We start from the raw sequence: 25,761 nt of genomic DNA, 5'->3' as shown, positions 1-25,761 counted from the left end.
CGGCACTCGAGGACCCACTCTGTGCCCCCACCCGACGGGTGCCGGTTCGGTACATCGCTGCCGTGTCGACGACAGCACAGCGTGCCGATCGCGCACCGGGTCGAGACCTGCCTACCAATTGACCTCTCGGCACCGGCCTTCGCCTTCCCGGGGTTCGACCTGCACAGTGGCGTGTTCGAGACCGAACTCGTTGCGGAGAACCTGCTGCGCTGCAGCGAGCACCCGCGGTGTCTCGGCCTCCGGGGCGACCGTCAGATGCGCCGACGCGACCTCCATCCCCGACGTCAGTGTCCATATGTGCAGATCGTGCACCTCTTCGACATCGTCGACATCGGTCAGGGCCCTTTCCACGGCGGCGACATCGATGCCCGCCGGAGCATGTTGCAGCAGAATTCGTACGGCGTGACGGCCCAGGTTGAACGCGCGTGGCAGGACGAACACGCCGATGGCGACCGCGATGACCGGGTCGGCGTACCGCCACCCGAACAGGACGGTGACCAGTCCGCTGACCAGTACGCCGATCGAGCCGAGCATGTCCGCCATCACCTCGAGATACGCACCCCGAACATTGAGGCTGTCCTTGGCGCCGCTGCGCAGCAGGACGAACGCGATGAGGTTCATCACGAGCCCGAGGGTGGCCACCGCCATCACCGGGACGCCGGGGACCTCGGGCGGATTCGTGATGCGTTGCGCGGCTTCGTAGAGAATCCAACCGGCCACACCGAACAGCAGAAGTGCATTGAACAATGCGGCGAACACCTCGGCTCGGTAGAGCCCGAACGTGCGGGCAGCCTTGGTCGATCGTCGCTGTGCGAGTGTGATCGCCACGATCGCCATCAGCACCCCGAACACGTCGGTGAACACGTGTGCGGAATCGGAGAGCAACGCCAGCGACGAGGTGGACAGGCCGACGACGACCTGCGTCACCAGGGTGACCGCCCCCAGACCGACAGCGATCCACAGTCGCCCGAGGTGCTTACCGGACGCGCTGGCCGGTGAACCCGGCTCTATCCCGTGGCCATGTCCGTGCCCCATCGTTGCTCCTTCGTCGTGTCAGATCCGCAGAACGACAACATATTGCGATATGCGCATACATGCAAGTGTTGAAGGATCATCCGGCGGTGGCTGCCCGGACTCGTACAACTATCATTCGTAGTAGTTCATTGTCGGCGCAGGTCGGACTGCCTCGCGCCCATACCGGAAACACGATCCACCGGGAAGAGGCGCACACCATGGCCACCGAAGCGGCCCATTCGACCCGCGGCGCAGTGGATCGACGCTCCGGATCGCAGGTGATGGTGCTGTGCGCAGCGATTGCCGCGGTGGTCGCTGCACTGCTCGCAGCGATGTCGACGTCGCAAGCGCTCGTGCTGTTGGGTCTGCCCGATCCGGGCCCGATCACCACGTACGGGATCCCGGCACTGACCGCGATCGGCGAGGTGGCTGCCGTCGTGGCGGCGGGGTCGCTGCTCCTCGCGGCATTTCTCGTTCCGCCTCAGAGGTCGGGTGTGCTCGACATCGACGGGTACGTAGCCGTCCGCACCGCGGCGAAGGCCTCCGCAGTGTGGGCGGTGTGCGCGGCGGCGTTGGTGCCGCTGACACTCTCGGACGCCTCGGGTCAACCTGTCGGATCCGTTGCAGCGCAACCGGTGCAGTTCCTCGGTGCGATCGGCGATGTCGAGGCCTCCACTGCATGGGCCATCACCTCTGCGGTCGCGGCGATCACCGCCGCAGCATGCGCGGCGGTGTTGCGGCATCGATGGACCCCCGCCTTGTTCGCCCTGTCGATGCTCGCGTTGATCCCGCGCGCGGTCACCGGCCACTCCTCGACCGGCGGCAATCACGACATCGCGACGAACTCGTTGATCCTGCACATCCTCGCTGCCGCGCTGTGGGTGGGCGGACTCCTCGCACTTCTCGCTCATGCGCTGCGCGGAGGTGGGCACCTTGCCGTCGCGACCCGCCGCTACTCGACGCTCGCTCTGGTCGCGTTCGTGATCATGGCGGTCTCCGGAGTGGTCAACGCTGCCGTGCGAGTGCCCGTGACGTCGCTGTGGGATTCGACGTACGGCGCTCTGATACTGGCGAAGATCGCAGCTCTGGCGATCGTGGGGACCCTCGGGTGGATACAGCGACGACGAACGGTCCGCGCTCTGGCTCACGACCCCGCGAGGCGCAGATCCCTGATCACGTTGTCGATGATCGAGACCCTCGTTCTCGTCACCACCGTGGGCCTGGCGGTCGCACTGGGCCGCACTCCCCCGCCCCCGCCGCAGGACACCTCGCTGCCCCAGGCGCACGAAGAGGCCTTGGGCTACGTGTTGGACGGCCCGCCCACCGCTGCGCGGTTGGCGTTCGAGTGGCGTTTCGACCTGGTGTTCGGCTCCGCGGCGGTGATCGCGGCCGTCCTGTATCTGGTGGCCGTGCGGCGCCGTCGGCGGGCAGGCCTGTCATGGCGGCGGCGGTGGACAGCGAGCTGGTTGGCGGGTACTGCGGTGCTGCTCGTGGCGACCTCGTCCGGGGTCGGGTTCTACAGCCCGGCGATGTTCAGCGTGCACATGGCGGGACTGACCGCGGTCGCCGTCGCCGTGCCGTTGCTGTTGGTCCTCGGCCGACCGGCAACCTTGTTCGCCTCGGTCCTGCCGACCGCGTCGGCCGCCGAAGCACCGGGCTCGCGCGAATGGCTCCGGGCTGCATGGCAGAGCCGAGCAGCCCGGATCGCGATACACCCGTGGGTCAGCACCACGGTGTTCCTGAGCAGCTTCTACCTGCTCTACCCCGGCGGACTGTTCGACACCGTCGCCGACTCGCATGTGGCACACATGGTGATGAAGGGCTGGTTCCTGACCGTCGGGATGGTGATGTTCTGGGGCACGGTCGGCGAAGACCCGGTACCGAGACCGATCGCGGGACTGACGAAGTTGCTCGCGAGTATCACCGCATTGGCCGGGTTCGCATTCTTCCTCGTCGTGACGATCGATCTCGAGACCGCGCTCGGAGCGAGCTTCTACAGCGGACTGCGTCTGGACTGGAACGCAGACCTGCTGGCCGACCAGCGGCGCGGCGGCACTCTGGCGTGGGGCATCGGGGAGTTGCCGTTGCTCGCTGCCGCGGTTCTCGCCGCGGTCCGGTGGTCGGCGGCCGACGAGAGCGCGGCACGGCAACGAGACCGCCGAGTCGACGATCAAGGTGATACCGAACTCGAGGCGTACAACACCATGCTCGGTGGCCTGTCCTCTCGGCGCGATCACCCCTGATACCCGAAACGCCCAGCCCTGTTCCGGTGCGGATGTCGTAGCCCGGCGGGATGTCGTAGCCCGGCGGGATGTCGTAGCCCGGCGGGATGTCCTCCGAGGACCGTGACCAGCGGTACGGACGAATCCGGGTCGAGTGGGATGGAAAAACTATGCTCGATAGTAGTAACCTGTGGCCTGACCGTCACCATTTCGTTATCTCGAGCGAGGCCACGGCCTCGTAGCCACCAAGGATTGTGATCTTGGCCCGACACCGCACACCCGATCCGATCGACGACGACTACGCAGCGCCGGCACCCGGCGTCGCGGTCTCGATGCCCGTCGGCAACAGGCCGACGGCGCTCATCGATCACCCCCGTCATCGACACGCCGGGTTCGCACCCTCGCGTTTCGTGACCGAGTCGCCCGCCGAGACCGTGTACTCCGACAATCGGTCGCAGGACGAGCACACGCCTTCGGCGCAGACGCCCGCACCGGATGTACCCGCTCACGCGGTCAGCGCCGCCTGGGACACCGCGGCCGCGGACACTGCCGCGTCGATGTGGGTGCACGTGGCCGGTCCGGACGAGACGACACACGGCGACGGTGGCCGCGATGTAGTGCAGGCCGTGTCGCGACGTGCTCGCCGCGGACTTCATCGCCGCCGGGTGCCGAAGCCGGGTGGCCGCGCCATCGCTGCGTCGGTCGCGGTCGGTGCCTTTCTGTCCGCGGCAGCGACGTCTCCGAACACCGGGTCGCAGGACAGTGTGGCGCTCAGCGCTGCGAGTATCGATAGCCCTCCCGCCGGCGTCCTGCCGCCGAGCCCGGTCGTCGCCTCACCCCCGCAGGTGTTGCAAATGCCCGATCTCGATGTCGGCCGGCTCGCGCAGCGCATGACCGAGCAACTCGCCGAGGGGGGAGTTCGGGCGGCGGAGCGCGCCGCACGCGATGCCGAGGCGCGGCGCCCGCTCTCGGTGGTGCCGGTGTCGGGCACATTGACCTCCAGTTCTGGGCCGCGTTGGGGGACAACGCATTACGGACTCGACATCGCCAATACGATCGGGACGCCGATCGTATCGGTGACCGACGGTGAGGTCATCGAAGCAGGGCCGGCGCAAGGGTTCGGCCTGTGGGTGCGTATTCGTCAGGACGACGGCACGATCGGGGTGTACGGCCACATAGACCAGGCGCTCGTCACCGCCGGTCAACGCGTGAAAGCCGGCGAGCTCATTGCTACGGTAGGCAACCGAGGCCAATCCACCGGACCCCACCTGCATTACGAAGTGTGGCAACCCGACGGTGCCAAGTCCGACCCGACGGCGTGGCTGTCGGCACGCGGAGTCGATATCACCTGACACGACGAGGAAAGAAGAACTGGCGATGAAAAGGCTCGGTGATCTCGAAGCGGAGGTGATGAACGTGCTCTGGCAATGTGATCGACCGCAGTCGGTCCACGACCTGCGTGAACGCATGGCCGACAGAAACCCCGCCTACACCACGATCCTGACCGTCGTGACCCATCTCCACGAGAAGGGGTGGGTCGAGCGGACCAAGCAGTCACGCGCCTATCTCTACTCGCCCGTGCAATCTCGGGCCGAGGCCACCTCGCAAGCGCTGCGCGAAATCCTCGACACCAGCACCGACTCGGCCGCGGTGCTGATGCATTTCGCGAAAACCGTCACCGACGACGAACTGGACGCCCTGCGGGGGAACCTGCCGGACGCGAACCGGTGATCGTCGCACTGGCATTACTCCTCGCCGCGACCCTGGTGGCCGTTGCCATGCCGCCGCTGCTGACCTCACTCACCCGCACCGTCGGCCCCTCTCTCGCCTTGACCGCTTGGATCGGCAGCATCGCCGGGGTGCTGTTTCTCGTGGGATCCGCGGTGGCGGTGTTGCTCTGGCCCGGCCATGCGCCGGCCGAGGGCATGGTCGAACTCGCCGTCCGCTGCCTGGGCTCGCTGCAACACGCGGCCCAGCCGTGGATCGGGGAAGCGGTCGCCGGGGCATCGGTCGTCCTCGCGGCGTCGGCATCGGCGCGCGTCCTGCGCTCGACTCGCCGTCAGCTTCGAGCGCGGTCCAAAGTCCGCGACTATCACCGCGATGTCATCGCCGTCGTGGCGCGCACGGACCCCGGACCCGAACCGATCATGTGGCTCGACCACCCACTCCCGCTGGCCTACAGCATCGACGGTCGCCCCGGCTACGTCGTGGCCACCGAAGGCCTGCTCGCCCATCTCGATCCCGAACAACAGCGAGCAGTGATCGCACACGAACGTGCCCACCTGCGCGGGCGCCATCACCGCATCGTCAACATCTGCGAGATCCTGGCCAAAGCGCTTCCTCGCGTTCCCCTCTTCGCCGCGGCACCCGCGGCGGTACGGGTCCTGGTCGAGGTCGCAGCCGACCGGTCCGCGGCCGCAGTCACCAGCGCCGACACTGTACGTTCGGCATTGTCGACGGTCTCGCAGGCGCATTCTGCGCGGCCACTGTGGGCACTGGGCCTGATCGGGGACTCGACCACCGAGCGGTTGCATCACCTCGACACGAGCGCGCAAACACCGAGCCGAACCCGAGCGGGCGCTTATGCTGCCGCCGCCGTGCTGCCCCTCGTCGTGCCGGCCGTGTTGGCCGTCGTCTCGCTCAGCGCGGTCTCCGCCGCAGCGTGCGCGGTCCTGCTGATCTGAACAACCCCAAATACTATGCTGCATAGTATTTGGGTTACGCTGGCGGACGCGTCCTGTAATTCGCGTGCGACACGAAGGTGGTTCCATGACGGCGCTGACATCTCCTCCGGCTGCGCCGGCGGTTCGCCCCTATCCACCCCGCGGGGCCCGCAAGGGGTCGTTCCTGCACACGATGGTCACCACCACCGATCCGAAGGTCATCGGACTGATGTACTTGGTGACCTCGTTCGGGTTCTTTCTCGTCGGTGGCCTGATGGCGTTGATCATGCGCTCCGAGCTCGCGGTCCCGGGAATGCAGTTCCTCTCCAACGAGCAGTACAACCAGCTCTTCACCATGCACGGCACGATCATGCTGCTGCTCTACGCCACCCCGATCGTCTTCGGCTTCGGCAACTACATCCTGCCGCTGCAGATCGGCGCACCCGATGTCGCCTTCCCCCGGCTCAATGCCTTCTCCTACTGGCTGTACCTGTTCGGCGCACTGGTCACCACCGCAGGTTTCATCAGCCCCGGCGGTGCCGCAGACTTCGGCTGGACCGCGTACACCCCGTTGAGCAGCGCCGTCTACTCCCCCGGTATCGGATCCGACCTGTGGATCGTGGGCCTGCTCGTCGCCGGCCTGGGCACCATCCTGGGCGGGGTCAACATGGTCACCACCGTGGTGTGCCTGCGCGCACCGGGAATGACGATGTTCCGGCTACCGATCTTCACCTGGAACATCCTGGTGACCTCGATCTTGATCCTGCTGGCGTTCCCACTGCTGACCGCAGCACTGATGGGCCTGCTCGCCGACCGTAAACTCGGCACCCACATCTTCGATCCCGCCAACGGCGGAGCGTTGCTCTGGCAGCACCTGTTCTGGTTCTTCGGACACCCCGAGGTCTACATCATCGCGCTACCGTTCTTCGGAATCGTCTCGGAGATCTTCCCGGTCTTCTCCCGCAAACCCATCTTCGGGTACAAGGGGTTGATCTACGCCACCGTCGGCATCGCCGCCCTGTCCATCGCGGTGTGGGCGCACCACATGTACGCCACCGGTGCCGTGCTGCTGCCGTTCTTCTCGTTCATGACCTTCCTCATCGCCGTGCCGACCGGGGTGAAGATCTTCAACTGGATCGGCACCATGTGGCGCGGCCAGGTCACCCTCGAATCCCCCATGCTCTTCTCCATCGGATTCCTGATCACGTTCGTCTTCGGTGGACTGTCCGGAGTGCTCCTGGCGAGCCCGCCCATCGACTTCAACGTCACCGACACCTACTTCGTCGTCGCGCACTTCCACTACGTCGTGTTCGGAACGGTCGTGTTCGCGACCTACGCCGGCATCTACTTCTGGTTCCCCAAGATGACCGGCCGCATGCTCGACGAACGACTGGGCAAGTGGCACTTCTGGCTGACGTTCCTCGGCTTCCACGCCACCTTCCTCGTCCAGCACTGGCTCGGCGCCCAAGGAATGCCGCGCCGCTACGCCGACTACCTCCCGTCCGACGGATTCACCACCCTCAACCAGATCTCGACCGTGGGATCGTTCGTCCTCGGGGCCTCGACGCTGCCGTTCATCTGGAACGTGTTCAAGAGCTACCGCTACGGCGAAGTGGTCACCGTCGACGACCCCTGGGGCTTCGGTAACTCCCTCGAGTGGGCGACCAGTTGCCCACCCCCGCGGCACAATTTCATCGAGATGCCCCGGATCCGCTCCGAGCGGCCGGCGTTCGAGCTGCACTATCCGCACATGGTCGAACGCATCCGCGCCGAGCAGCACGTCGGTGGCCCGCACTCGGATTCGATCGCGCCCTCGGAAGTGATCACCGAAGCGATTGCCGGACCGGACGTATCGAAACGGCCGGACGTCGACAAGTAACACGGTCGACCGACCCCCGTAGGCTCACACCCCCTTACTACTAGTGCGCATAGTAGTAAGGAGAATCAGTACGACCAGAGGAGAACCGAACGTGAAACGATGGATGCTGGTCGCCGTGCTCATGTGCGGCACAGCACTGTTCTCCGCGGCCCCGGCATCGGCGCACAGTGAACTCGTCAGCTCCGACCCCCCGGCCGATGTGACGCTCGAGTTCGCACCGATCGGCGTCGGCCTCAAGTTCAATCAGGACATCAACGAATCGTTCGCGACCATCAGCGTGGTAGGTCCTGGCGATACTCAGTGGACGCAGGGTACGGCCACGGTCGAGGGCCCCGACGTATCGGTCCTGCTCGAGGACGGCCTACCCAACGGGCAGTACACCGTCGGCTACCGCGTCACCTCCGCGGACGGGCACCCGATCACCGGGTCGTACGGCTTTTCGGTCGACGTCGCGGAGACCGCCACCCGCCCGGACGCTGCTGCACAGCAATCGCAGGGCGGTGCGACCTCGCCGGCTCCCTCGACCACGCCGACGCAGGCCTACGATCCGAACAACCCGTCCGCCAGCGAGGACCGGCCACCGAAACAGAACACCATGATGCTGCTCTCCATCGTGGGCCTGACTGTCCTCGGTCTCGCTGCCATCGCCCTGACGTTGGTGATCCGAGGCAAGGACAAGCAATGACAGGGGCCCGATGAACATCGCCGCCGTAACTCCCCCGGAAGGCCCGCCGACCCTGGCAGCGTTGCTGAGCTTCGATCTTCCGCCGCTCCCGATCCTGCCGATCGCCGGCATCGTCATGGCCGGACTGTACTGCTGGGGGCTCTACCGGATCCGCGGCCGGGGTATCGCATGGTCACGGTGGCGGAGTGCGAGTTTTCTGCTCGGCTGCGCGGCGCTGGTCCTGGTGACCGGACTGCAGGTCGAACGCTACGGATACAGCCTGTTCAGCGTCTTCATGTTCCAGCATCTGACGTTGTCGATGACCATCCCACCGTTGTTGGTGGTGGGTTCGCCCGGACGACTTCTGTTGCGTGCCACCGCTCATCACGGAGCCGGGCGGTGGGTACTGATCGCGGCGCTGACGGGGTTGCGGAGCCGCGCCGGGCGCATCGCACTACATCCAGGTCTGACGATCCCGTTGTTCCTCTTCAGCTATTACGGGCTGTATCTGTCGTCGATCTTCGATGTTCTCGCCATCACAGTCATCGGGCACGTATCGATGGAGATCTTCTTCTTCGCCAGCGGGCTGCTGTTCATCATCCCTGTGCTCGCCGTCGGCCCCCTCCCCGTTCGGCAGAGCAATCTGGGCCGTTTGTTCGACCTGTTCGTCGAGATGCCGCTGCATGTGTTCTTCGGTGTCATCTTGATGATGTCGAGCACCCCCATGCTGGCCACATTCGCCTTCCCACCCCCGGACTGGGGTGTCGATCCGGTAGCCGATCAGAAGCTCGCCGGAGCGTTGGCGTGGTCCTACGGTGAGCCGGTGGCATTGCTGGTTGTGCTCATCTTCTGTATTCGGTGGAACCGGGACGAAAAAGAGGAATCGGCTGCCGCGGACCGGCACGCCGAAGAGGACGGGTACAGCGAACTCAACGCCTACAACGATTTCCTGAAAAAGATCGGTAGCGAGACCAGTCAACGGACCTGAGCTGTCGCGGCCGTCCCGCGCTCGGGGACTGCCGCGACCTCATCGCCTGATCGCGCTTACTGGCAAGGGCACGATCGGGCGCATTCATCGCGCACGTGTGCCCGCCCCGATTCTGGCTCCCCGCTCACCGAGCCAGGCTTGCGGATCGACCTTCTGCCCCGCGGGAGATGTGGTCTCGAAATGCAGGTGCGGACCCGTCGAATTACCGCGGTTCCCGACCTCTGCAATCCGATCGCCCTTACGGACGCGCTGACCCACCGTGACCGAATTTCCGTTGTTGTGCCCGTAGGTGGTGATCGATCCATCGTCGTGTCTGATCCGAACCCACAGCCCGAAGCCCTGCGCGGGCCCGGCGCTGATGACAGTCCCGTCGGCCGCGGCGACGATCGGCGAGCCCAGTGAGTCGGCGATGTCGACACCGCCGTGTTGTGTCCCGCTCCGGGTGCCGAAGTTCGAGGTGACCAGTCCACCGCTGGGTGCGACAGCAGACGCAGTACCTCGGGAGGTGGCCGAGCCACCGGACGTGGAACCTCGCTGCTGTGCTGCATCAGGAACAGAATCTTCGGGCGCAGTCGTCTCAGGCACACTCGTCTCAGGCGCAGTGGTGTCTGGCACGGGCGAATCGCGGCCGGTGTTGCCCGTCACCGGATCCTGTTCCCCCCCTCGGTCGCCGTCGTGCGGGACCGCGGGGTCGAGGGCGTCGACCTGGAGCGATGTGGCGATACGAAGGGCCAGGAGTGGGTCGAGAGTAGCCAACGGGGCCAGGCAGGACAGGGACTGCGCCGGGGCATTCGACACTCCTCGGGCGATGGCGTCGACGATGCATCCTGCCGACGCGGACACGGGGCCGGCGGTGTCCGCGATGACACCGCCGGCCTGGGCGGCGGCCCACGTCGAGGATGCGAAAGCTGCGAGATCTGCCACCGCGATCGGATCGGTACCGATTGTCGCGGCCCGATCGGCCAGGCGGATCAACCGGCTGACGGCGTCGGCGGTCTGCTGACCTTCGACCTCGTCCCCGGACTTCGCGGCCGGTTGACCCGGATTCGCTCCGGCTACCGGGGCGTGCAGGAACACCGCACCGAGTGCGGCACCGACGATCACGTATGTCCGCGCACCTCGGCATGCGCGACGTCGACCGCCGCTCGGCGTCGTCTTTCCCGCGTTGTTCACGTGGTCACCCTTCTCGTTGAATGCCGGTCGCGACCGCAGTGGATGCCGTGTCGGCCGTGGGTCAGTGTTGCGTGGTCCCATCGACACCACAAGCCCCTTCTGTCACACGCTCGACTGAATTCGTCGCTGTTTCGCCTATCGCGTCGGCGTCGAAAGTGAGTGCATTGCACAGTAACTCGACGATTCGACGCCGTTCCATGCGTGCCGGTGCCGGTCATGGGGGTCATCCCAATCGTTATTACTATGCAACATAGTATTTCGATATGGGCGTCAGCTCTCCGGCAACGGTGAGACCCCGTGTGCGCTCAGTAGGGCATCGATCTGACCGACCTCGGCGGTTTGGGTCGAGGCGATCGAGCCTGCGAGCGCGGCGACAGCGGGAACTGTCGCGTTCGCCGCTCCCTGCTCTGCCATCGGGATTCCCCCACGATGGTGGCGGCGGAGCAGTTGCAGATACCGGCCGTCGAATTCTTCGGCGTTCATCCGGCGAAGTGCCGTCAGCTCGGCGGTACTGGCCATGCCGGGCATCGACCTCGCGTCCTGTCCGCTGTCGTTCGCGGACGCGCTCATGTCCATCGGGTGACCCTCTGTCGAGCTGGCCTCGGTCATCCACGTCATCGGCGGGCCGTCTGGCAGATATGGCCTGTCCCACAGTGTCAACCAGCCTTGCATAGTGCCGACTTGGCTCTGCTGCGAGGTCAACACGTCGAAGGCGAGGGTCCGGATGACCGGATCCGTCGAGCGTCCCAACGCCATCGCCGACATCTCGATCGCTTGGTTGTGATGGAGCGACATGTCCTGCGCGAAACCCACATCCACCGAATCCGATGCGGGTACGGCCACTCGTGCGCCGTCCGGTGTGAGCAGTACGCCGATGAGGACGCCGGACAGGACGAGGGCTGTCACCGCCAAGCCGATGAGCAGTGCCCTGGGCCTGGATCTGGGTCCCGTTTCCGCGGCGTCATTCTGTGCATCGTCGATCTGGGCATCGTCGGTCTGGCCGTGCACGGTCATCGACTCCCCTCCCCCATCGGCGCTGGCGCACTGTCGAGGGCCGGGTCTTCCTCGAGGGGCACCGCGTCCGGTCCTGGCTCGCTGGCGTCGAACGGCGGCGGGTTGTCGGGATCGAACGCGCCGGGAACGGTCGAGCAACTGGCTCCGCTCTCGGGGTGGGTCGAGGGGTTCTGTCGCAGAGCAGCGACGAACTGAGTGATGCGCCGGTCGGAGGCATTGTCGAGCTCGAGTCGATGACCCCACGACTGCAGCGTGATCGGTGCCGTCAGGCCCGGGTAGGGCGACATCATCGTGTAGGGCTCGCCCTCGACCCGCCCGGCGAGTGAACCGACCTCGTCGGAGGAGACCCGGTTCGGGTCGTACGTCACCCACACCGCCCCGTGTTCGAGCGAATGAACCGCGTTCTCGCTGCGTAGCGGGACGGGGTACACCACTCCGGTACACGTCGCCCAGGTCTGGTCGTGAGGGCCGCCGAACGGCGGACTCCGATCGTAGGCAACTCTCTGAGCTGGTTCGACGTGCCGCGCTGCCGGATACTCGACCTCGACGACGCCGTCGATGCCGCGCGAGGGGTCCGGGTCGTCGGCGGTCGGCGCGAACCGCTCGGCCTGATTGCGTTCGAGGACGCGGGGGGCCAGGTTGTATCCGATCGCACCGACGAGCACGACGATGACGACACCCGCGCCGATCACCGTCCAGGGAGCGCGTACGCCCCCGGGCACTCCGGCTGGGCGTGATCGCCGAGTCGAGCTCCGTCGGCCTCGGGCGGGGTTTCTGCTGCTGTTCATATTGCTCCTCCGTCAAATACTATGCACCATAGTATTTGATGGAAGGTCCAAGAAAGTCCCTACGCACGACAGGACGGCCCATGCCGGTGTTCCGCGCACCCTCAACTGCTCGCGGGCAGCTTGCCCTTCATGTACTGGCGTACAACGGTGCACGCCTGCTCTTCGTGTGTGTCGCCGCAGGAGTACTTTTGGCCGTCGACGCGCTGACGAGCCTTGACATTTCCTTCGTGTTGGTTCTTCTTGGCGCACTTGCAGCAAGCCTGCCGCTGTCGGCACTGACCCTGAGGAAGCTTCGCCGAACCATCAATGCGGACATCGAAGCAGTCGATCGCACGCGCTCGATCAAGAAACGAGGCCCCGCGGCGGGACGACCCGGCACCGACAAACCGTGACGTCGGCGTACGGACTTCGGCGTTGGCGTTGGCGTTGGCGTTGGCGGATCGTCCGTGTCGGTCACTGTTCGCCAACCCACTCGATGGGTGCTTCGGCGTCCGGCTCGATGTCTAGTAGTTCCAGGGTGCGGTGCATCAGAGCCTCGATTCGATACTCGAGATCGTCGACGAGGTCAGGCACATCAGCCAGAGCGGCGTGGGCACGGCCGCGGGCTTCGACACCGATTCGGTAGTAGTCCGAGCCTGGTGCAGCTGACACCGGGTGCGGTGGTGGGACGGTCACGTCCGTTTCCCGCTCGCCACGACCGCGTCGCCACGACAGGGGCGGGCGCGGGTCGTGCCGGGGCGGTCGCCCGGAGCGGTGAGCAGCGATGACCGCCCCGACCGCTGCCGGGGTCATCGGGTCGGCGGGGAACGGCATGTGACCCCACCGGTCGATCGGAACGGCGACGGGGCCTGGACGCACCGGCCACCTGGACATATCGGGAAAAGTGTCCCCCTGTACGTGCTCTGTGAGTAGTGCCGTCGAGGGGTAGCGATCCGAGAACCGCAGGACAGTACGCCAGCGTTCCCAGATCTCGGCGGGGTTGAAGCCTTCCGACTCATCGGCTGCGATCCAGATACTGTGCCGCCCATCGATCCACACACCATCGCCGTCGACTGCGATGTCCGAGCGATCGAGCGACGCAATAGCTCTGTGCGACAGGCCAGCTCCGGACAGCAGAAGTAGAACTGCGTCCCTGCGGCCGAACAGCGCCTGCGTCGATCCCAGGAAGGGCAGCGCTGTGGCCAGTTCCCGGTAGTGTTCGGCGCGACGTGCCACGCGTGCGGTCCGTCCGGAGTCGAGCGCCATACGCAGCGCTGCCGCACGCCCGGGCGGGGTGTGACCGGCATCGAGATGTCGGCGGTTGATCGCGGCGACCCTGCGGAGCTGCACAGGATCACTGGCTGGATTACCGGTCAGGAACTGCGCCAACGTCATAGCCGAGGCAGGGAGTGGCTCGACGTCGGTTGCGGCGCACCAGTCGGCAAACAGTGACCACTCGTAGCGGTAACCGCTCGGCGGAGTAGCGCTGCGTTCGGGCGACACGGTCAATGACGCTACCCACCTGCACCGACACCGCTGAGTCGAAACACTCAAAACTCGTTTCCCGCCAGAGCAGATTCCGACCATCCCCGGGGGTGCTGCGCCGGTCTGGCGCAATATTGAACCGCCGAACATGCCCAGGGATGGAACTGACCACGCGCGGTTGGGCGGCGAGTTCGTGTTGCGTGAGCACGCAAATCACACCCCTGGGTGGGCTTGTCACTGTCGTCGGCAGGCGAGGGCCAGGCGGCAGTTCGATTGCTCCCGAAGTGAATACGAAGACCGAAGAGCCACCGAGTGAGCTGCACCTCATCGACTTGCGGCACCGTCCACAGCCCGGAGACTCGAAACATGACATCTTTTGTGGCGCTCAGCCGCGAAACAGCCATCGGCGCGGAGGCTCGACTGTCGTGGATACTGTCCGCGCTGGCCGGAATGGTGGGTGCTGTCGCATTTCTGCATTCGGCGGGGTATTTCGTGACGTTCATGACCGGCAACACCGAACGCGCCGTCATCGGCCATTTCGGCAGTCCGGAAGGAAAGCCCGTTGCACCCGGCGCATCGCCGTGGGCCGCACTGGCGTTGATGGGTGCCTTTCTGGCGGGAGTGGTGATCGCGTCGATCTGCCGCCGCCGATACTGGTCAAATCACCCGCACGGAGCAACGGTTGTCACGACCATCGCGCTCGCCGTGGCAGGACTCATCGACATCGGAGTTTCCGGCTGGTCGTCCGACGGCGTAGATTTTTATCCCATTTTGTTGGTTGCGTTCGCCCTCGGCGCGCTGAACACTGCATTCACGAAACGAGAAGAAACCTACATTCCCCTGAGCTACGTCACCGGCACCGTCGTCAAACTGGGCCAAGGGATCGAGAGACACCTACTGGGAGGCGGTACCTACCTCGACTGGCTTTGCTACGCAATGCTTCTCGGCTCCTTCGCAGCCGGAGGTGCAGCCGGGGCTCTGATCGGTGTCGTGATCACCGGACCTCAAGTACTCCTGGTTACCGCAGCCATCAGCCTGCTGGCAACCATCTTCACCTTCACCCACACCGAGCGACGATCCCTGTGGGGATAGGCCCTCTTCCCGTCCGGCGAAAATCTACGGGTCCGCACTCCCGAGACTGTTCTGCTCGAACCGGTTGAACCCGCCCGGACTCGACCGACGTAACACTGGCGCAACGTGAACCGATCGGTTCGGACGTGTGGAGAGGATGCTCGGCTCGATACACATCATTTCTCACTTGGTCCTGATCTCGATGCCACGCGTCAGCGATGCCGTTAGTTGCATCGGATGGAGTTGCGCTCGGCCGTCACGGACCGAGTTCGGTGACGGCGTTGCCGACGAGCGGAGCGTTCTCGCGGGCATAGATTTCGACCAGGCCCGGGGTGGCGTGTCCGGTTTGACGCATGATCGCGTGTGCGTCGGCGAAGTTCCAGATCAGGCCGTCGGTGAGGACGACGTCGGCGTTCTTCCTGGTGTCGTTGTGGAATGGCGCAGAGGGAGTCGTCGACGCCGGCAGCGAGCTCGACTTCAAGATCTACAGCAACCAGAGTTCGGTTGCCCCGGGTGGATTGCGGTCCTGCTCGTGCGCCAGCCGCGCGGTTCTGCGCGACAACGACAACTACGACCACAATGCTCGCGCCGAAGTCAGCGTGAGCATCCAAGGCCAGCAGGGCTTCTGGTACTTCTACGTGCGTAGCCCCGTCGCGCACCGGGACGGCCCGCCCGCCGGCCAGGCGACGATCTACCGGTTCCGGCCGGCGGACCATTTGTCCGGCGACTCACTCGGTGGGGACCACTCGTTCTAGCAATCAGGTGTGGGATGCGACAAGATCGTGGTCGCATCCCACACCTGTGCATGACCTTCGGATGGAGAACTGGTTCAGATGGCCGACTACACGTTGCTCCTCCCTGCGTCCGGACTCGTCGCGCAGTACCGCAGTGACGACGACACGATGCGCGTGGTGCCGGCCGCTGCCGTCGACAGTGACCTGGATTGGGGCTCTACGACCGACCTTTCGACGACCGACCCGGAGTCGTTTCCCTTCGAGCTGAAACAGCAGGTGTGGCCCGGTGACGCACCTGGACCTACCTGGTGGGTTCTGATCACTTCTTTGCCGCCCGCAGTCGGGGTGAAAGCGCATGCCGTCGACGGCGAGGAGCTCGCGGTGCTGAGAATGGGTCCGGTGACGGTCATCGAATGGGTGAGCACCCCGAAGACCATCATCGTCACAGCGGGGTCTCATACCCACAAAATCTCGCCGTTTCGTTCGGGATCTCGCGGCCCAGCCGCGTACTCGTTCGACGAGAAGCCCAAGTCGGAAGACGACAATGGGGTGGATTTCGGAAGACTGGACTGACCGCTACGGGTACCCGGCATGCCGGGGACGCAACGCCTCTCAGACGCACCGTCCCACATCAAGTACGCACTCCATATGTGCCTCTACACAACACTTCTCGCGCATTCGTTCGATAGCGAGTGGAGGGGCAGCCTCTTTCTGGTGGGCGGTAACGTCAGCGTCGACCGCTCACGTTCCCGTCGGCCGATGCGGAGGCCTCTGCTGCCGGGTCGGTGGTCGGTGCCGGCGTCGCCGCCACCTGAGTTCGGCCTTCGCCACGAGCGGAACACGCATAAGCCGTTTGGGTAGTCGACCTCGATACGGTCCAACCCAGAGTGGGCTTTGGAAGTGCCCATCGGCCCACTTCTGCCATGCGTAGCCGTCCGAGTCGGTGAAGCCGACGTTCGCTCTGAGTTTGTCGTTACCGTCGACCGGGTAGGGATCGGGCTCCGCGAGAAGGAGTTCGTCGTAGTTCAGAGTCGCTCCGGGTTCGACGGTGTGTGCGCCAGTGAAAGGCGTTTGACCAGGCTTGACGTACTGACTATCGACCCACAAGGTTACGGCCGTGATAGGTCTGTCCCCGTGGTTTGTGACGCTGCTCTGGGCTCGCACGACGCCTTCGCCCGCGCTCTGGATGTGCGTCGGTGAGACGGTCACAGCTTCGACGTGTCGCTGCATTCTTTCGCGTACTTCTCTCCGCGATTTGCGGACGTTGTGCACTTGAAAGCTGACTGTTGCCACCAGTGAGATGACAGCAACTATCAGGGAACACACTGCAATCTCAGTGGGCGTCATTGGAAACTCCAGTCCGGCTTTGGTGTGCGGCTTTCTCGAAGTGGCGATAGAGGGTGCGTTTGCTGACCCCGAGTGCGTCGGCGATGTCACCGATTGTGTTGCCTTGGTTCCGCATTCGCGTTGCCTCCCGCTTCTTCGTAACCGTGAGTGCAGGTGGGCGGCCGCCGACCTTTCCTCGTTCGCGGGCTGCTGCGAGGCCGGCGTGGGTGCGTTCGCGGAGTAGTTGGCGCTCGAAGCTGGCGAGGGCCCCGAAGATGTGGAAGGTGAGTTCTCCGCCGGCGGTGGTGGTGTCGATCTGTTCGGTGACCGACGCGAACGCCACTCCCCTGGTTTTCAGGTCTGCGATGAGTTCGATGAGATGTGGGAGGTTGCGGCCGAGTCGGTCGAGTCGCCAGACGGCGAGCACGTCGCCGGGCAGAAGGACGTCGAGGAGTTCGGTCAGTGCCGGCCGGGTGGTGGTGGATCCGCTCGCGGTGTCGGTGAAGATGCGTTCGCAGCCGAAGGCGCTCAGGGCGTCGCTCTGTAGGTCGAGGTTCTGTTCGGCGGTTGAGACCCTGGCGTATCCGTATTTGTGGCCCACGATGGTTCACTGTGCCACAACTCATCGGTTTCAATGTTTTGACATGCGCGGGTTTCGCGTACGTTTTTGGCACTACTCAACGGCTGGTCGACGGATCGGCTGATTGTCAGTTTCAGAAGACGACTGCACTAGTTCAGAAGACGACTGCACTTACCCACCACACGGGAGCGCCGGTCAGTAGCATTCATCCCGCCGAGCTACGCGTACAACCACCATATAGAACAGCTTCTGTGATCGAAAAGTCCTCGATCTACCAGTGAACATGATTGCCCTCGACACGTCGTGTGTGTTCCCTTGGAGTCTTTGACTTTGACGTAGCTCGTCACCGGTATGTTGAGTGCGCTTGTGCGCCAGACGTTCTATGCGTTCGATTCGAAGTATCCCGATTCACTCTCGACCTACTGCAGTGGGGTTAAATTGGGTGGCGCAGTTCATGTTCGAGTGTGGTCTAGTCGACTGCGTGTCGATGCGGCGTGGCAATGAACCTCGGTTCCGAGCCTGGTGCCCGCTCTGAGTTCGACGACAATGCTGTGTTCGGCGAAATGTTCAGCGTCTTGGTGACGCCGTGTGCCACGTACCCGTGTTGAGAAGATCGCGGTGGTCGGCGGATCGGGAATACCGGGCTTGATACGCGAACACAGGTGTCCAATCCGACCCGTTGCACGGCCGGTGCCGTCGTGGCCGGTGCCGTCGTGGCCGTTAGTCGAGCTCAACAACCGGGTTCGGTTGTTGAGCTGCAGCGCTGGCACATAGACACCTCGGCCTGCTGACCGAGAATCTCGAACGTACATCGGATCTGCTTGGGTCGATCCCTGGTCAGGCTATAGTGGTGTCCGGCGATGGATCTCCGCCGAGACCGCCCCGTAGGGGGTTGTCTGAACCGCCCCAACCCTGGGGCTGATGGCTCCTTTCCCTGAGTGGAAGGAGTCTGTCCATGAACGGCCATCACGACCCGAATCCGACCCTACCGGTCGATCCCGACAGTGCGCCCCCAAGCCCGCTGCATGCGCGAGCGTCCGCGATCGCCGCCGTCGGTGTCGGTGGATTGGTCGGGGCCCCGCTCCGATACCAACTCGGACTGTGGTGTTCCTCTGCCGCGAGTGGCTGGCCGGTGACGACCTTCGCTATCAACATCGTCGGGGCGTTCCTGCTCGGAATGCTGCTGGAGGGATTGGCTCGCCTGGGCCCGGACACAGGGTGGCGGCAGCGGGTCCGGCTGTTGGTGGGCACCGGGATGCTCGGTTCGTTCACTACCTACAGCACACTGGCCGTCGATACCGATCTGTTTCTGCGCAGCCATCAGTGGTGGGCCGCCGGCAGCTACGCGGCCGGCACCGTACTGGTGGGTCTGGTCGCCACCACCGCCGGAATCGCGATCGCCGCGCGACTGCGGACACGGCCCGCGGAGGCAACACAATGACGACACTCTGGATCGCCTGCGCGGGCAGTGCAGGGGCGATCGTCCGTTTTGTGCTCGACGGGGCCATCAGGCACCGCCGGGCGTCGGATTTTCCCTGGGCGACAGCGATCATCAACGTGACCGGATCACTGCTCCTCGGATTCGTCACCGGACTGATCCTTTTCCACGGACTACCCCAGGAACTTCAGCTGATCGTGGGCATCGGTTTCTGCGGCGGGTACACCACCTTCAGCACCGCCAGTTTCGAGACGGTGCGGCTGATCCAACGTCAGAAGTACATCGCTGGCGTGTTGAACGCGGTCGGCACCCTGCTGGTGACTGTCGTCGCCGGCGGTGCCGGTCTCGTCCTGGCTTCCGTATGAGGAGAAAACAATATGAGGAGAAAACAATGACCGAGGACGATCCCAGCCACGCCTCCTGCGACGACCTAGGGGACTGGCGCGCTCCGCTACAGGTGGACGGCCCCGCCGCCTCGGTAGAACCGGTGTGCCACCTGGTCGTGGGGTTCGACCGGCACCCAGCAAGCCACGCTGCCTTGACCTACGCGATGGACCTTGCCGGTCGACTGAACGCGTTCCTGCATGTAGCGCACATCGTCGACACCGATGACCTGCCGATCGACCCGGACAGCGACGACTGGGAACAACGCATCGCCGACGCTGTCGAACAAGAGCGCCGCGAGGCATGCGCGATGCTGGCCGCCATCCCCGGGAACTGGGCGTTCTACTCGAGGCGGGGCAACCCGGCTCGACTGTTGACCACGATCGCCGACGCCAACGACGCCCTGATGATCATCATCGGTACCACCCGCGGCGGGATGATGTCACTGGTGGAGAGGGCCGTCGGCGAATCGGTGTCCGCGACACTCGCCCGCCACGCCCACCGCCCGGTCCTCCTCGTCCCCGCTACCGATAGGCAGCATAGTGACGCAGCCCAAACACGCCGGTGACCCATCCGCCGCACCGGGTTCCCGCCGCGCGCTTCCAGAAAGAAATCCACCGAACCGCCACGACCATCGATGGGGGGCGTGTCGGTTCGTTGTCGCGTTCGGGACGGTCAGCATGCTCGCGGACTTCGTCTACGAAGGTGCCCGCTCGATCACCGGCCCCCTCGCCTCGCGGGGGGCTACCGCCTTCGTCGTCGGGGTGTGGTCACCGCATCCGACGAGGTCGCAGCGCTGATGGTGCGCTCGGTCTCCGGCCCGGTGGCATACACCAAGCCGCCGCTTCTGGGCGTCGACGTTTCCGGTTACGCCCACCCCGTCATCGCCGTGCACTTCCTCTGGATCGCCGGCGCACTGGCGCGTCTGCGTTCTCGTGATCGACGAACGGAGCGGCAAAGCCATCCGTTCCCCAGCCGAAAACCGATCTGCTCTACGACATTCGATTCCCGCGTCGCTCACCGTCGTTCCCGCAATCCAGGTCATCGCAGTGGCCGCCCTACTCGCCACCGGTCGTCGCCGCACCTGGCACCCCACCGTCCATCCCACGCAACCCAACCAAGGAAAGTCACCTATGTTTCCTGCTCGTCCGTGGATTCGGCCGTTTGCCGCCGCTCTGCTCGCATTTGCCGCACTGCTCGCCGCCGGCACTCTCGCCTCCACCACTGCTGTGACAGAGGCGGGTCTGCGGTTCCACGACCGTATCGCCCTTCATCGCGCCGGCTGGGCCACTGCCCTCGCCGAATTTGTCACGGACTGCGCACAACCGGTCGTCGGAATCGTGGTGGCGATCGGTATCGCCGCATGGCTCACGTGGAGAGGCCGACGGGTCGACGCGGCATGGGCCCTGGCAGTGATGGCATCTACCCTCGTCGTGTCGACAATCGCGAAATACAGCATCCGCGAACCCCGTCCCCCGCAACGGTTCTGGCTGATTCCTCCCGACACCGTGTGGTCGTTCCCGTCTGGACATACAGCGGTGGCTGCGGCCATGATCGGGCTTGTGGTCCTGCTCACCGCTCGGGCGCACGTAATTGTCCGGCGGTTGGCCCGCACGACATCAGTGCTGTTCGCGCTCGCCGTCGCTGCCTCCCGGCTGTACCTCGGCGTACATTTCCCGCTCGACGTCGCCGCGAGCATTCTTGCCGCCAGCACTGCGCTCCTCGCACTGTGGACCATGTGGTCGATCCCTCCGGTCCGACACTGGGTCAATGTCCGGCTCGGACCGACCCCTCAGGCAGCCTCACCCGACTGATCGCGGACCCACTCCGACTCCGAGCACTACGTGACGGGAAGGTGAATACAAGTCCGCCGTCGACCGTCCGCGGCTGGTAGCGCAGGTGAGGATCGTTGCCCACAACTCGATACCCTCAGGTTGGTCAGCCGTTGAGAGCGTGCACGCCGACGGGGCCTTCATCTCGCTGAGAGGCGTCAGGTCTAGACGGATGAGCGCCCGGACGTCCGGGCGCGGTCTCGCTGGGAACATGGCCCGACGTTAGCCCCAGCACCTGCGTGGAAGGTCAAGGATTTGACCTTCCACCCGACTCGAAGGTTTATCCTCGTGCGCATGTCCGCTCTGCGCATTTCACAGCTGTCATCGGCGACCGGCGTCCCGGCGACCACGCTACGGTTCTACGAAAGCGAGGGCCTGCTCCCGGCGGACCGTTCGGCGAACGGTTACCGCGTTTACGACGACCGCGCTCGGCAACGCTTGGCGTTCATCACCGCCGCCAAGAGCCTGAACCTGTCGCTGCCGGAGATCAAACTTCTCCTTCGTGTCTGGGAGAAAGACTCCTGCGCAGCAGTCAAAGCCGAACTCGGCCCCGCCATCGAGTCCCACATCGCGCACGCCAACGAATCGATCGCTCAATTGACCGCTCTGCGTGAGAGTTTGACCGACGCGCTGGCCCGGCTCGGGGACACACCCGACGCGCCGACGCCATGCAATCCGGACTGCACCTGGCTGATCTCAGCGAACACCGCGGTGGGCACCGCATGAACATATCGAGCACCACCTCGGTGGTGGCGTGGCTGGAGAAGTTCCAGATCCCGCTCTACCTGCTGGCCCTGCTCATCGGTGGCGGTGTCGGTTTGGGTGCGCCGTCGTCGGCGCATGCGTTCGAGATTGCTATCAATCCGGTACTGATCGTGTTGCTCTACGCTACGTTCCTCGCGGTTCCGTTCTCCGCCATCGGCGCATCGCTGCGCGACGGCACATTCTTGCTCAGCGTCGTAGTACTGAATTTCGTGCTCGTTCCAATCGTCGTATTCGCTCTGACCCGGTTCGTTGCTGCTGATCAGGCGGTACTCGTCGGTGTGCTGTTGGTGTTGTTGGCTCCCTGCATCGACTACGTCATCGTCTTCAGTGGGTTGGCCGGTGCAGCGTCGGAACGGCTCCTCGCGAGCGCGCCGCTGTTGATGTTGTTGCAGATCGCGTTCCTGCCGCTCTACCTGTGGTTGTTCGTCGGGTCCGAGCTGGTGGAGATCATCGACATTGCACCGTTCGTCGAAGCGTTCGTGCTGTTGATCGTTGTTCCTCTGGTGTTGGCGGCCCTGACGCAAGCACTTGCGCGTCGTCGGCGTATCGGCACCCAGATCATGGATGTGATGGCCGCGGCGATGGTGCCGGTCATGATGGCCACTCTTGCCGTCGTCGTGGCGTCGCAGATCGACGCAGTCCGCTCCGAAGGCTCCCAGCTGTTTGCCGCGGTGCCGATCTTCGTCGCGTTCCTGGTCATCATGGCGGTTGTCGGATGGGCGACGGCCAGAGTGACCCGCCTGGACGTCCCGGACGCTCGGGCCTTGATCTTCTCCGGTGCCACCCGAAATTCGTTGGTCGTTCTGCCGCTGGCGCTCGCGCTGCCACCAGCACTGTCTCTTGCTGCCGTGGTCGTGGTGACGCAGACACTGGTGGAGCTGATCGGAATGGTCGCCTACGTCCGACTCATCCCCTGCCTTGTCCCAGCTCACGCTGCGAGAGCACCGGTGAAGTTCGAAACAACTCGCACGAACCAAGGCAATCCTGGGTGACGAGAACTGGATAAAAGCAGGTGGCGTCAGTGAGGGTGAACGAACCACGGGATCCAGTGCCGCGACCCCGTTCCACTTCCCGCGAGCATTGAGCATCGAATGGGGACTTTTCCGGCAAACGCGCCTGTGGGCTCCGCGCCCGCTACGACTGCAGTCTCTACGCTGGCACCGTGCCCCTGCCGACCCATGTGACCGACCTGATCAGCTACGAATTATTGCTGTCCGTCGCCGAGCTGGGAAGCATCGGACGCGCAGGGGAGGCGCATGACATGTCGCAGCCAGCGGCGAGCGCACGCCTGAAAGCACTCGAAAGCCGCATCGGGGTAGCACTCCTGCATCGCGGGCAGCGAGGTGCCACCCTCACCGCAACCGGCGAACTGGTCGCCGGCTGGGCCGAGCGCGTCATCGCCGAAGCCGCCGAGCTCGCCACGAGCATCGCAATGCTGCGCACCGACCGCCACAGCCACATTCGTATCGCCGCAAGCCTCACCATCGCCGAATACCTCATACCGCGATGGCTCATCACACTGCGCTCCCACGACACTTCCATCACACCGACTCTCACCTCCGGAAACTCTGTCGACGTAGCCGCATCGGTGCTCGACGGCCGCGCCGACATCGGATTCGTCGAAAGCCCCGATCTGCCCAGCGGACTCCACTCGAAGGACGTTGCCCGCGACGAACTCGTCGTCGTCGTCGCCCCCGATCATCAATGGGCTCGACGAACGATCACGGCGAGCGAACTGGCCGCGACACCGCTGGTCACCCGCGAACCCGGGTCCGGCACACGTCTCGCGCTCGAACGTGCGCTCCGGACTGCGGGCCCACTCGCCGCGCCACTGCTCGAGGTGTCCTCCACCACTGCCATCAAAGCTGCCGTCATCGGCGGCCTCGCACCGGCCGTACTCAGCTCCCTCGCGGTATCCGCCGAGATCGCCGCCGGAACGCTGGCCCGCGTTCACACAGAGGGGCTCGACCTGCGCCGGTTCCTGCGTGCCGTGTGGCCCGCGGGCCGTGAACTGCGAGGACCGTCGAGCGACCTGCTCGTCGTCGCCCTCAAATCCCCGCAGTCATAACCTGAGGTTGGGACCGGCCAGGTAATCGGTGTCTACCGGTGACGACTGTGTGCGAGGACGCTGGAAGTCATGACCACGACAGCTCTGCACCGCTCCTCCATCACGTCTCGGCGCGGCGACGATACCGAGCGGCCGCGCAAGTGGCCGGTGCTCTCCGACCTCGACCACCCGAGCCAGATCTTCGAACACATCACCCCCAACTGGTTCGCCTCGGTCATGGGCACCGGTATCGTCGCCAACGCCGCCGCCACCCTGCCCGCCCACATCCCCGGACTGCACGTGTTCGCAACGATCGTGTGGATCGCAGCGTCGGTCGCCTTGATCACACTCTCCGGTGCCTTCGCAGTGCACTGGATCCGACACCGGCAGTATGCGCGTGAGCACGCCGCGCATCCGGTGATGGTGCAGTTCTACGGCGCACCCCCCATGGCGCTGCTGACCGTCGGTGCCGGGACGATGCTGCTGGGCAAAGACGTCATCGGAGCGGCGCCCGCAACCGTGATTTTTGCCGTCCTGTGGACCGCTGGCACAGCCCTCGGGCTGATCACCAGCATTCTCGTGCCCTACCTGATGATCACCGCCCACGATCACCAGACCGCCGTCGCACTCCCGGCGTGGTTGATGCCCGTCGTACCGCCGATGGTGTCCGCCTCCACCGGTGCGCTGCTGCTCCCTCATATCGCGGATGGGCAATGGCGCCTGGCCATGCTGTCCGGTTGCTACGCGATGTTCGGGCTGTCACTGATCATCGGAATGCTGACCATGACGCTCATCTACGGACGGCTCGTCCACGGCGGAATCCCGCCGGTCCAGGCAGCACCGACGGTGTGGATCACCCTCGGCATGATCGGTCAATCGATCACCGCCGCGAACCTGCTCGGCAACGATGCACCCTTGGTGTTCACCGGCGAGACCGCCTCCGTCGCAACCGGCCTGCACGTGTTCGGCATTCTGTACGGACTGACGATGGGCGGCTTCGGCGTCTTGATGTTCACCCTCGCAACCGCCCTCACCATCCATGCCGCCCAGAAGGGACTGACATTCTCACTGACCTGGTGGTCGTTCACCTTCCCCATCGGCACCTGCGTCACCGGTGCCACTGCCCTCGGCGGCGCTCTGGGGTCGGCCGCGGTCGAGGCCCTTGCAATCGGACTGTATGCGGCCTTGCTCGCAGCCTGGGGCACAGTCGCCGCCCACACTCTCCGCGGCAGCGTGCAAGGAAAACTTTTTCAACCCAGCTGAACCGACCGCCGGGTAGTACCCACTCGGAACGCTGATACCGAACGAACAGCGTTGATCCAATCGACCACTGACCCCGGAAAGGACTCACGATCACGATGAACACACCGAATGCAGACACACCGACTTCCGATACCCCGAGACGGGGCAGCCGCGGACGCGTCTGGGCACGAGTCACCGAAAATTATCTGACCTGGCTGTTGCTGATGGCGGGAACAGCTGCTGCGGGGGCCTTTCTCACGGCCCTCGCCGGCGGGTTCGAGGGCTGGACCGTCGTCGCAGCGATCGTGACAGTGGTGCTGTTCGCGGGATGTTGGTTCTCATATCGAGACGGTGCACGCCGGGGTGCCGCCGAACCACACATCATCCAGTACCACCCCGACAGCCCGGACGAGGTGATCGACATCGACACCGACACCGGCGAACGCCAGCCCCACCAGGACTGACCGGTCGGA

Annotated in this window: 26 protein-coding genes; 20 read left to right on the top strand and 6 right to left on the bottom strand. The window is 64.8% G+C overall.

The annotated features are described in order from the left end of the window. Positions 1 to 111: 111 nt before the first annotated feature. Positions 112 to 1,035 carry a cation diffusion facilitator family transporter gene (locus CH283_RS24070; protein ID WP_008720942.1) on the bottom strand — a complete coding sequence of 308 codons (924 nt, stop codon included), beginning with the start codon at positions 1,033 to 1,035 and terminating at the stop codon, positions 112 to 114. Positions 1,036 to 1,232: 197 nt separating this feature from the next. On the opposite strand from CH283_RS24070, the gene CH283_RS24065 reads away from it, so the two are divergent. From CH283_RS24065 to CH283_RS24035, 7 genes are all read left to right on the top strand, one after another. After that, on the top strand, positions 1,233 to 3,257 hold the full coding sequence (locus CH283_RS24065) for a cytochrome c oxidase assembly protein (RefSeq protein ID WP_032373357.1): 2,025 nt from the start codon (positions 1,233 to 1,235) through the stop codon (positions 3,255 to 3,257). A 536-nt stretch (positions 3,258 to 3,793) separates the two neighbouring features. Continuing rightward, positions 3,794 to 4,588: a M23 family metallopeptidase gene (locus tag CH283_RS24060; RefSeq protein WP_080733228.1), complete on the top strand. Its 795-nt coding sequence runs from the start codon at positions 3,794 to 3,796 to the stop codon at positions 4,586 to 4,588. Positions 4,589 to 4,613: 25 nt separating this feature from the next. Beyond that, complete coding sequence (locus CH283_RS24055; protein ID WP_027494220.1) at positions 4,614 to 4,967, top strand: BlaI/MecI/CopY family transcriptional regulator; 354 nt, start codon at positions 4,614 to 4,616, stop codon at positions 4,965 to 4,967. After that, positions 4,964 to 5,920 (top strand): M56 family metallopeptidase, encoded by a 957-nt coding sequence (locus tag CH283_RS24050; protein WP_008720986.1) that lies wholly within the window; start codon positions 4,964 to 4,966, stop codon positions 5,918 to 5,920. Before CH283_RS24055 ends, CH283_RS24050 begins: the two co-directional genes overlap by 4 nt. 85 nt (positions 5,921 to 6,005) lie before the next feature. After that, entirely contained in the window at positions 6,006 to 7,778 is a 1,773-nt protein-coding gene (gene ctaD, locus CH283_RS24045; protein WP_072692203.1) for an aa3-type cytochrome oxidase subunit I, read from the top strand. 91 nt (positions 7,779 to 7,869) lie between these two features. Continuing rightward, positions 7,870 to 8,463, top strand: coding sequence for a copper resistance CopC family protein (locus CH283_RS24040; protein ID WP_008720475.1), 594 nt, complete (start codon positions 7,870 to 7,872; stop codon positions 8,461 to 8,463). A gap of 10 nt (positions 8,464 to 8,473) precedes the next feature. After that, positions 8,474 to 9,430 carry a cytochrome c oxidase assembly protein gene (locus tag CH283_RS24035; protein ID WP_048320410.1) on the top strand — a complete coding sequence of 319 codons (957 nt, stop codon included), beginning with the start codon at positions 8,474 to 8,476 and terminating at the stop codon, positions 9,428 to 9,430. Positions 9,431 to 9,514: 84 nt separating this feature from the next. Here CH283_RS24035 and CH283_RS24030 read toward each other — a convergent pair whose 3' ends face one another. The 3 genes from CH283_RS24030 to CH283_RS24020 all read right to left on the bottom strand — a co-directional run bounded on the left by CH283_RS24030 (position 9,515) and on the right by CH283_RS24020 (position 12,405). Then, positions 9,515 to 10,603 carry a M23 family metallopeptidase gene (locus CH283_RS24030; RefSeq protein WP_228139422.1) on the bottom strand — a complete coding sequence of 363 codons (1,089 nt, stop codon included), beginning with the start codon at positions 10,601 to 10,603 and terminating at the stop codon, positions 9,515 to 9,517. 270 nt (positions 10,604 to 10,873) lie between these two features. Then, positions 10,874 to 11,617, bottom strand: coding sequence for a DUF305 domain-containing protein (locus CH283_RS24025; RefSeq protein WP_053068854.1), 744 nt, complete (start codon positions 11,615 to 11,617; stop codon positions 10,874 to 10,876). After that, positions 11,614 to 12,405: a DUF3105 domain-containing protein gene (locus CH283_RS24020; RefSeq protein ID WP_094639479.1), complete on the bottom strand. Its 792-nt coding sequence runs from the start codon at positions 12,403 to 12,405 to the stop codon at positions 11,614 to 11,616. The genes CH283_RS24025 and CH283_RS24020 overlap by 4 nt, the downstream gene beginning before the upstream one ends. Positions 12,406 to 12,485: 80 nt before the next feature. Here CH283_RS24020 and CH283_RS24015 point away from each other — a divergent pair, with 80 nt between their 5' ends. Further along, positions 12,486 to 12,797, top strand: coding sequence for a DUF4229 domain-containing protein (locus CH283_RS24015; RefSeq protein WP_008720486.1), 312 nt, complete (start codon positions 12,486 to 12,488; stop codon positions 12,795 to 12,797). Between the two features lie 61 nt (positions 12,798 to 12,858). Here the strand turns inward: CH283_RS24015 and CH283_RS24010 are convergent, their stop codons facing one another. Next, entirely contained in the window at positions 12,859 to 13,887 is a 1,029-nt protein-coding gene (locus tag CH283_RS24010; RefSeq protein WP_053068873.1) for a hypothetical protein, read from the bottom strand. Positions 13,888 to 14,235: 348 nt separating this feature from the next. On the opposite strand from CH283_RS24010, the gene CH283_RS24005 reads away from it, so the two are divergent. The 3 genes from CH283_RS24005 to CH283_RS23990 all read left to right on the top strand — a co-directional run bounded on the left by CH283_RS24005 (position 14,236) and on the right by CH283_RS23990 (position 16,247). Then, the gene (locus CH283_RS24005; protein ID WP_048320416.1) at positions 14,236 to 14,961 is read left to right on the top strand and encodes a YoaK family protein; all 726 of its coding nucleotides are present in this window, start codon (positions 14,236 to 14,238) and stop codon (positions 14,959 to 14,961) included. 332 nt (positions 14,962 to 15,293) lie between these two features. Continuing rightward, complete coding sequence (locus CH283_RS28495) at positions 15,294 to 15,695, top strand: hypothetical protein (RefSeq protein ID WP_057479449.1); 402 nt, start codon at positions 15,294 to 15,296, stop codon at positions 15,693 to 15,695. A gap of 78 nt (positions 15,696 to 15,773) precedes the next feature. After that, entirely contained in the window at positions 15,774 to 16,247 is a 474-nt protein-coding gene (locus CH283_RS23990) for a hypothetical protein (RefSeq protein WP_032382580.1), read from the top strand. 760 nt (positions 16,248 to 17,007) lie between these two features. Here CH283_RS23990 and CH283_RS23980 read toward each other — a convergent pair. Further along, positions 17,008 to 17,601, bottom strand: a complete 594-nt coding sequence (locus CH283_RS23980) for a recombinase family protein (RefSeq protein ID WP_057479451.1) — start codon at positions 17,599 to 17,601, stop codon at positions 17,008 to 17,010. Positions 17,602 to 18,535: 934 nt separating this feature from the next. On the opposite strand from CH283_RS23980, the gene CH283_RS23975 reads away from it, so the two are divergent. The 9 genes from CH283_RS23975 (at position 18,536) to CH283_RS23930 (ending at position 25,752) form a co-directional block, all read left to right on the top strand. After that, positions 18,536 to 19,021 carry a fluoride efflux transporter FluC gene (locus CH283_RS23975; RefSeq protein WP_027494245.1) on the top strand — a complete coding sequence of 162 codons (486 nt, stop codon included), beginning with the start codon at positions 18,536 to 18,538 and terminating at the stop codon, positions 19,019 to 19,021. Then, a complete protein-coding gene (gene crcB, locus CH283_RS23970) occupies positions 19,018 to 19,383 on the top strand; it encodes a fluoride efflux transporter CrcB (RefSeq protein ID WP_027494244.1) in 366 nt (121 codons plus the stop codon). Before CH283_RS23975 ends, crcB begins: the two co-directional genes overlap by 4 nt. Positions 19,384 to 19,409: 26 nt before the next feature. Next, complete coding sequence (locus CH283_RS23965) at positions 19,410 to 19,970, top strand: universal stress protein (protein WP_027494243.1); 561 nt, start codon at positions 19,410 to 19,412, stop codon at positions 19,968 to 19,970. Positions 19,971 to 20,337: 367 nt separating this feature from the next. Further along, entirely contained in the window at positions 20,338 to 21,216 is an 879-nt protein-coding gene (locus tag CH283_RS23955; protein ID WP_051364869.1) for a phosphatase PAP2 family protein, read from the top strand. A gap of 312 nt (positions 21,217 to 21,528) precedes the next feature. Continuing rightward, positions 21,529 to 21,960 carry a MerR family transcriptional regulator gene (locus tag CH283_RS23950; protein WP_027494242.1) on the top strand — a complete coding sequence of 144 codons (432 nt, stop codon included), beginning with the start codon at positions 21,529 to 21,531 and terminating at the stop codon, positions 21,958 to 21,960. Further along, on the top strand, positions 21,957 to 22,991 hold the full coding sequence (locus CH283_RS23945; RefSeq protein ID WP_051364866.1) for an arsenic resistance protein: 1,035 nt from the start codon (positions 21,957 to 21,959) through the stop codon (positions 22,989 to 22,991). The genes CH283_RS23950 and CH283_RS23945 overlap by 4 nt, the downstream gene beginning before the upstream one ends. Before the next feature lie 170 nt (positions 22,992 to 23,161). Beyond that, complete coding sequence (locus CH283_RS23940) at positions 23,162 to 24,067, top strand: LysR family transcriptional regulator (RefSeq protein ID WP_230074817.1); 906 nt, start codon at positions 23,162 to 23,164, stop codon at positions 24,065 to 24,067. A 69-nt stretch (positions 24,068 to 24,136) separates the two neighbouring features. Beyond that, entirely contained in the window at positions 24,137 to 25,309 is a 1,173-nt protein-coding gene (locus tag CH283_RS23935; RefSeq protein ID WP_080729195.1) for a TDT family transporter, read from the top strand. Positions 25,310 to 25,404: 95 nt separating this feature from the next. Continuing rightward, entirely contained in the window at positions 25,405 to 25,752 is a 348-nt protein-coding gene (locus CH283_RS23930; RefSeq protein ID WP_051364864.1) for a hypothetical protein, read from the top strand. Positions 25,753 to 25,761: the final 9 nt, after the last annotated feature.

Origin of the sequence: Rhodococcus sp. 05-2254-2 (assembly GCF_002259095.1) — a bacterium.
In the GTDB taxonomy this organism is placed as follows: Bacteria; Actinomycetota; Actinomycetes; order Mycobacteriales; family Mycobacteriaceae; genus Rhodococcoides.
The sequence above is the reverse complement of the archived record's forward strand: the minus strand, read 5'-3'. Positions and strand labels throughout refer to the sequence as shown.

Bases quoted from the DNA above. Each gene is read 5' to 3' on its own strand.
- CH283_RS24035 (WP_048320410.1), top strand. From the start codon at position 8,474: ATGAACATCGCCGCCGTAACTCCCCCGGAAGGCCCGCCGACCCTGGCA.
- CH283_RS23930 (WP_051364864.1), top strand. From the start codon at position 25,405: ATGAACACACCGAATGCAGACACACCGACTTCCGATACCCCGAGACGG.
- CH283_RS24070 (WP_008720942.1), bottom strand. From the start codon at position 1,035: ATGGGGCACGGACATGGCCACGGGATAGAGCCGGGTTCACCGGCCAGC.
- CH283_RS23945 (WP_051364866.1), top strand. From the start codon at position 21,957: ATGAACATATCGAGCACCACCTCGGTGGTGGCGTGGCTGGAGAAGTTC.
- CH283_RS23965 (WP_027494243.1), top strand. From the start codon at position 19,410: ATGACCGAGGACGATCCCAGCCACGCCTCCTGCGACGACCTAGGGGAC.
- CH283_RS24015 (WP_008720486.1), top strand. From the start codon at position 12,486: ATGCCGGTGTTCCGCGCACCCTCAACTGCTCGCGGGCAGCTTGCCCTT.
- CH283_RS23990 (WP_032382580.1), top strand. From the start codon at position 15,774: ATGGCCGACTACACGTTGCTCCTCCCTGCGTCCGGACTCGTCGCGCAG.
- CH283_RS23975 (WP_027494245.1), top strand. From the start codon at position 18,536: ATGAACGGCCATCACGACCCGAATCCGACCCTACCGGTCGATCCCGAC.
- CH283_RS24060 (WP_080733228.1), top strand. From the start codon at position 3,794: ATGTGGGTGCACGTGGCCGGTCCGGACGAGACGACACACGGCGACGGT.
- CH283_RS24055 (WP_027494220.1), top strand. From the start codon at position 4,614: ATGAAAAGGCTCGGTGATCTCGAAGCGGAGGTGATGAACGTGCTCTGG.
- crcB (WP_027494244.1), top strand. From the start codon at position 19,018: ATGACGACACTCTGGATCGCCTGCGCGGGCAGTGCAGGGGCGATCGTC.
- CH283_RS28495 (WP_057479449.1), top strand. From the start codon at position 15,294: ATGATCGCGTGTGCGTCGGCGAAGTTCCAGATCAGGCCGTCGGTGAGG.
- CH283_RS24005 (WP_048320416.1), top strand. From the start codon at position 14,236: ATGACATCTTTTGTGGCGCTCAGCCGCGAAACAGCCATCGGCGCGGAG.
- CH283_RS23950 (WP_027494242.1), top strand. From the start codon at position 21,529: ATGTCCGCTCTGCGCATTTCACAGCTGTCATCGGCGACCGGCGTCCCG.
- CH283_RS24025 (WP_053068854.1), bottom strand. From the start codon at position 11,617: ATGACCGTGCACGGCCAGACCGACGATGCCCAGATCGACGATGCACAG.
- CH283_RS24020 (WP_094639479.1), bottom strand. From the start codon at position 12,405: ATGAACAGCAGCAGAAACCCCGCCCGAGGCCGACGGAGCTCGACTCGG.
- CH283_RS24065 (WP_032373357.1), top strand. From the start codon at position 1,233: ATGGCCACCGAAGCGGCCCATTCGACCCGCGGCGCAGTGGATCGACGC.
- ctaD (WP_072692203.1), top strand. From the start codon at position 6,006: ATGACGGCGCTGACATCTCCTCCGGCTGCGCCGGCGGTTCGCCCCTAT.
- CH283_RS23935 (WP_080729195.1), top strand. From the start codon at position 24,137: ATGACCACGACAGCTCTGCACCGCTCCTCCATCACGTCTCGGCGCGGC.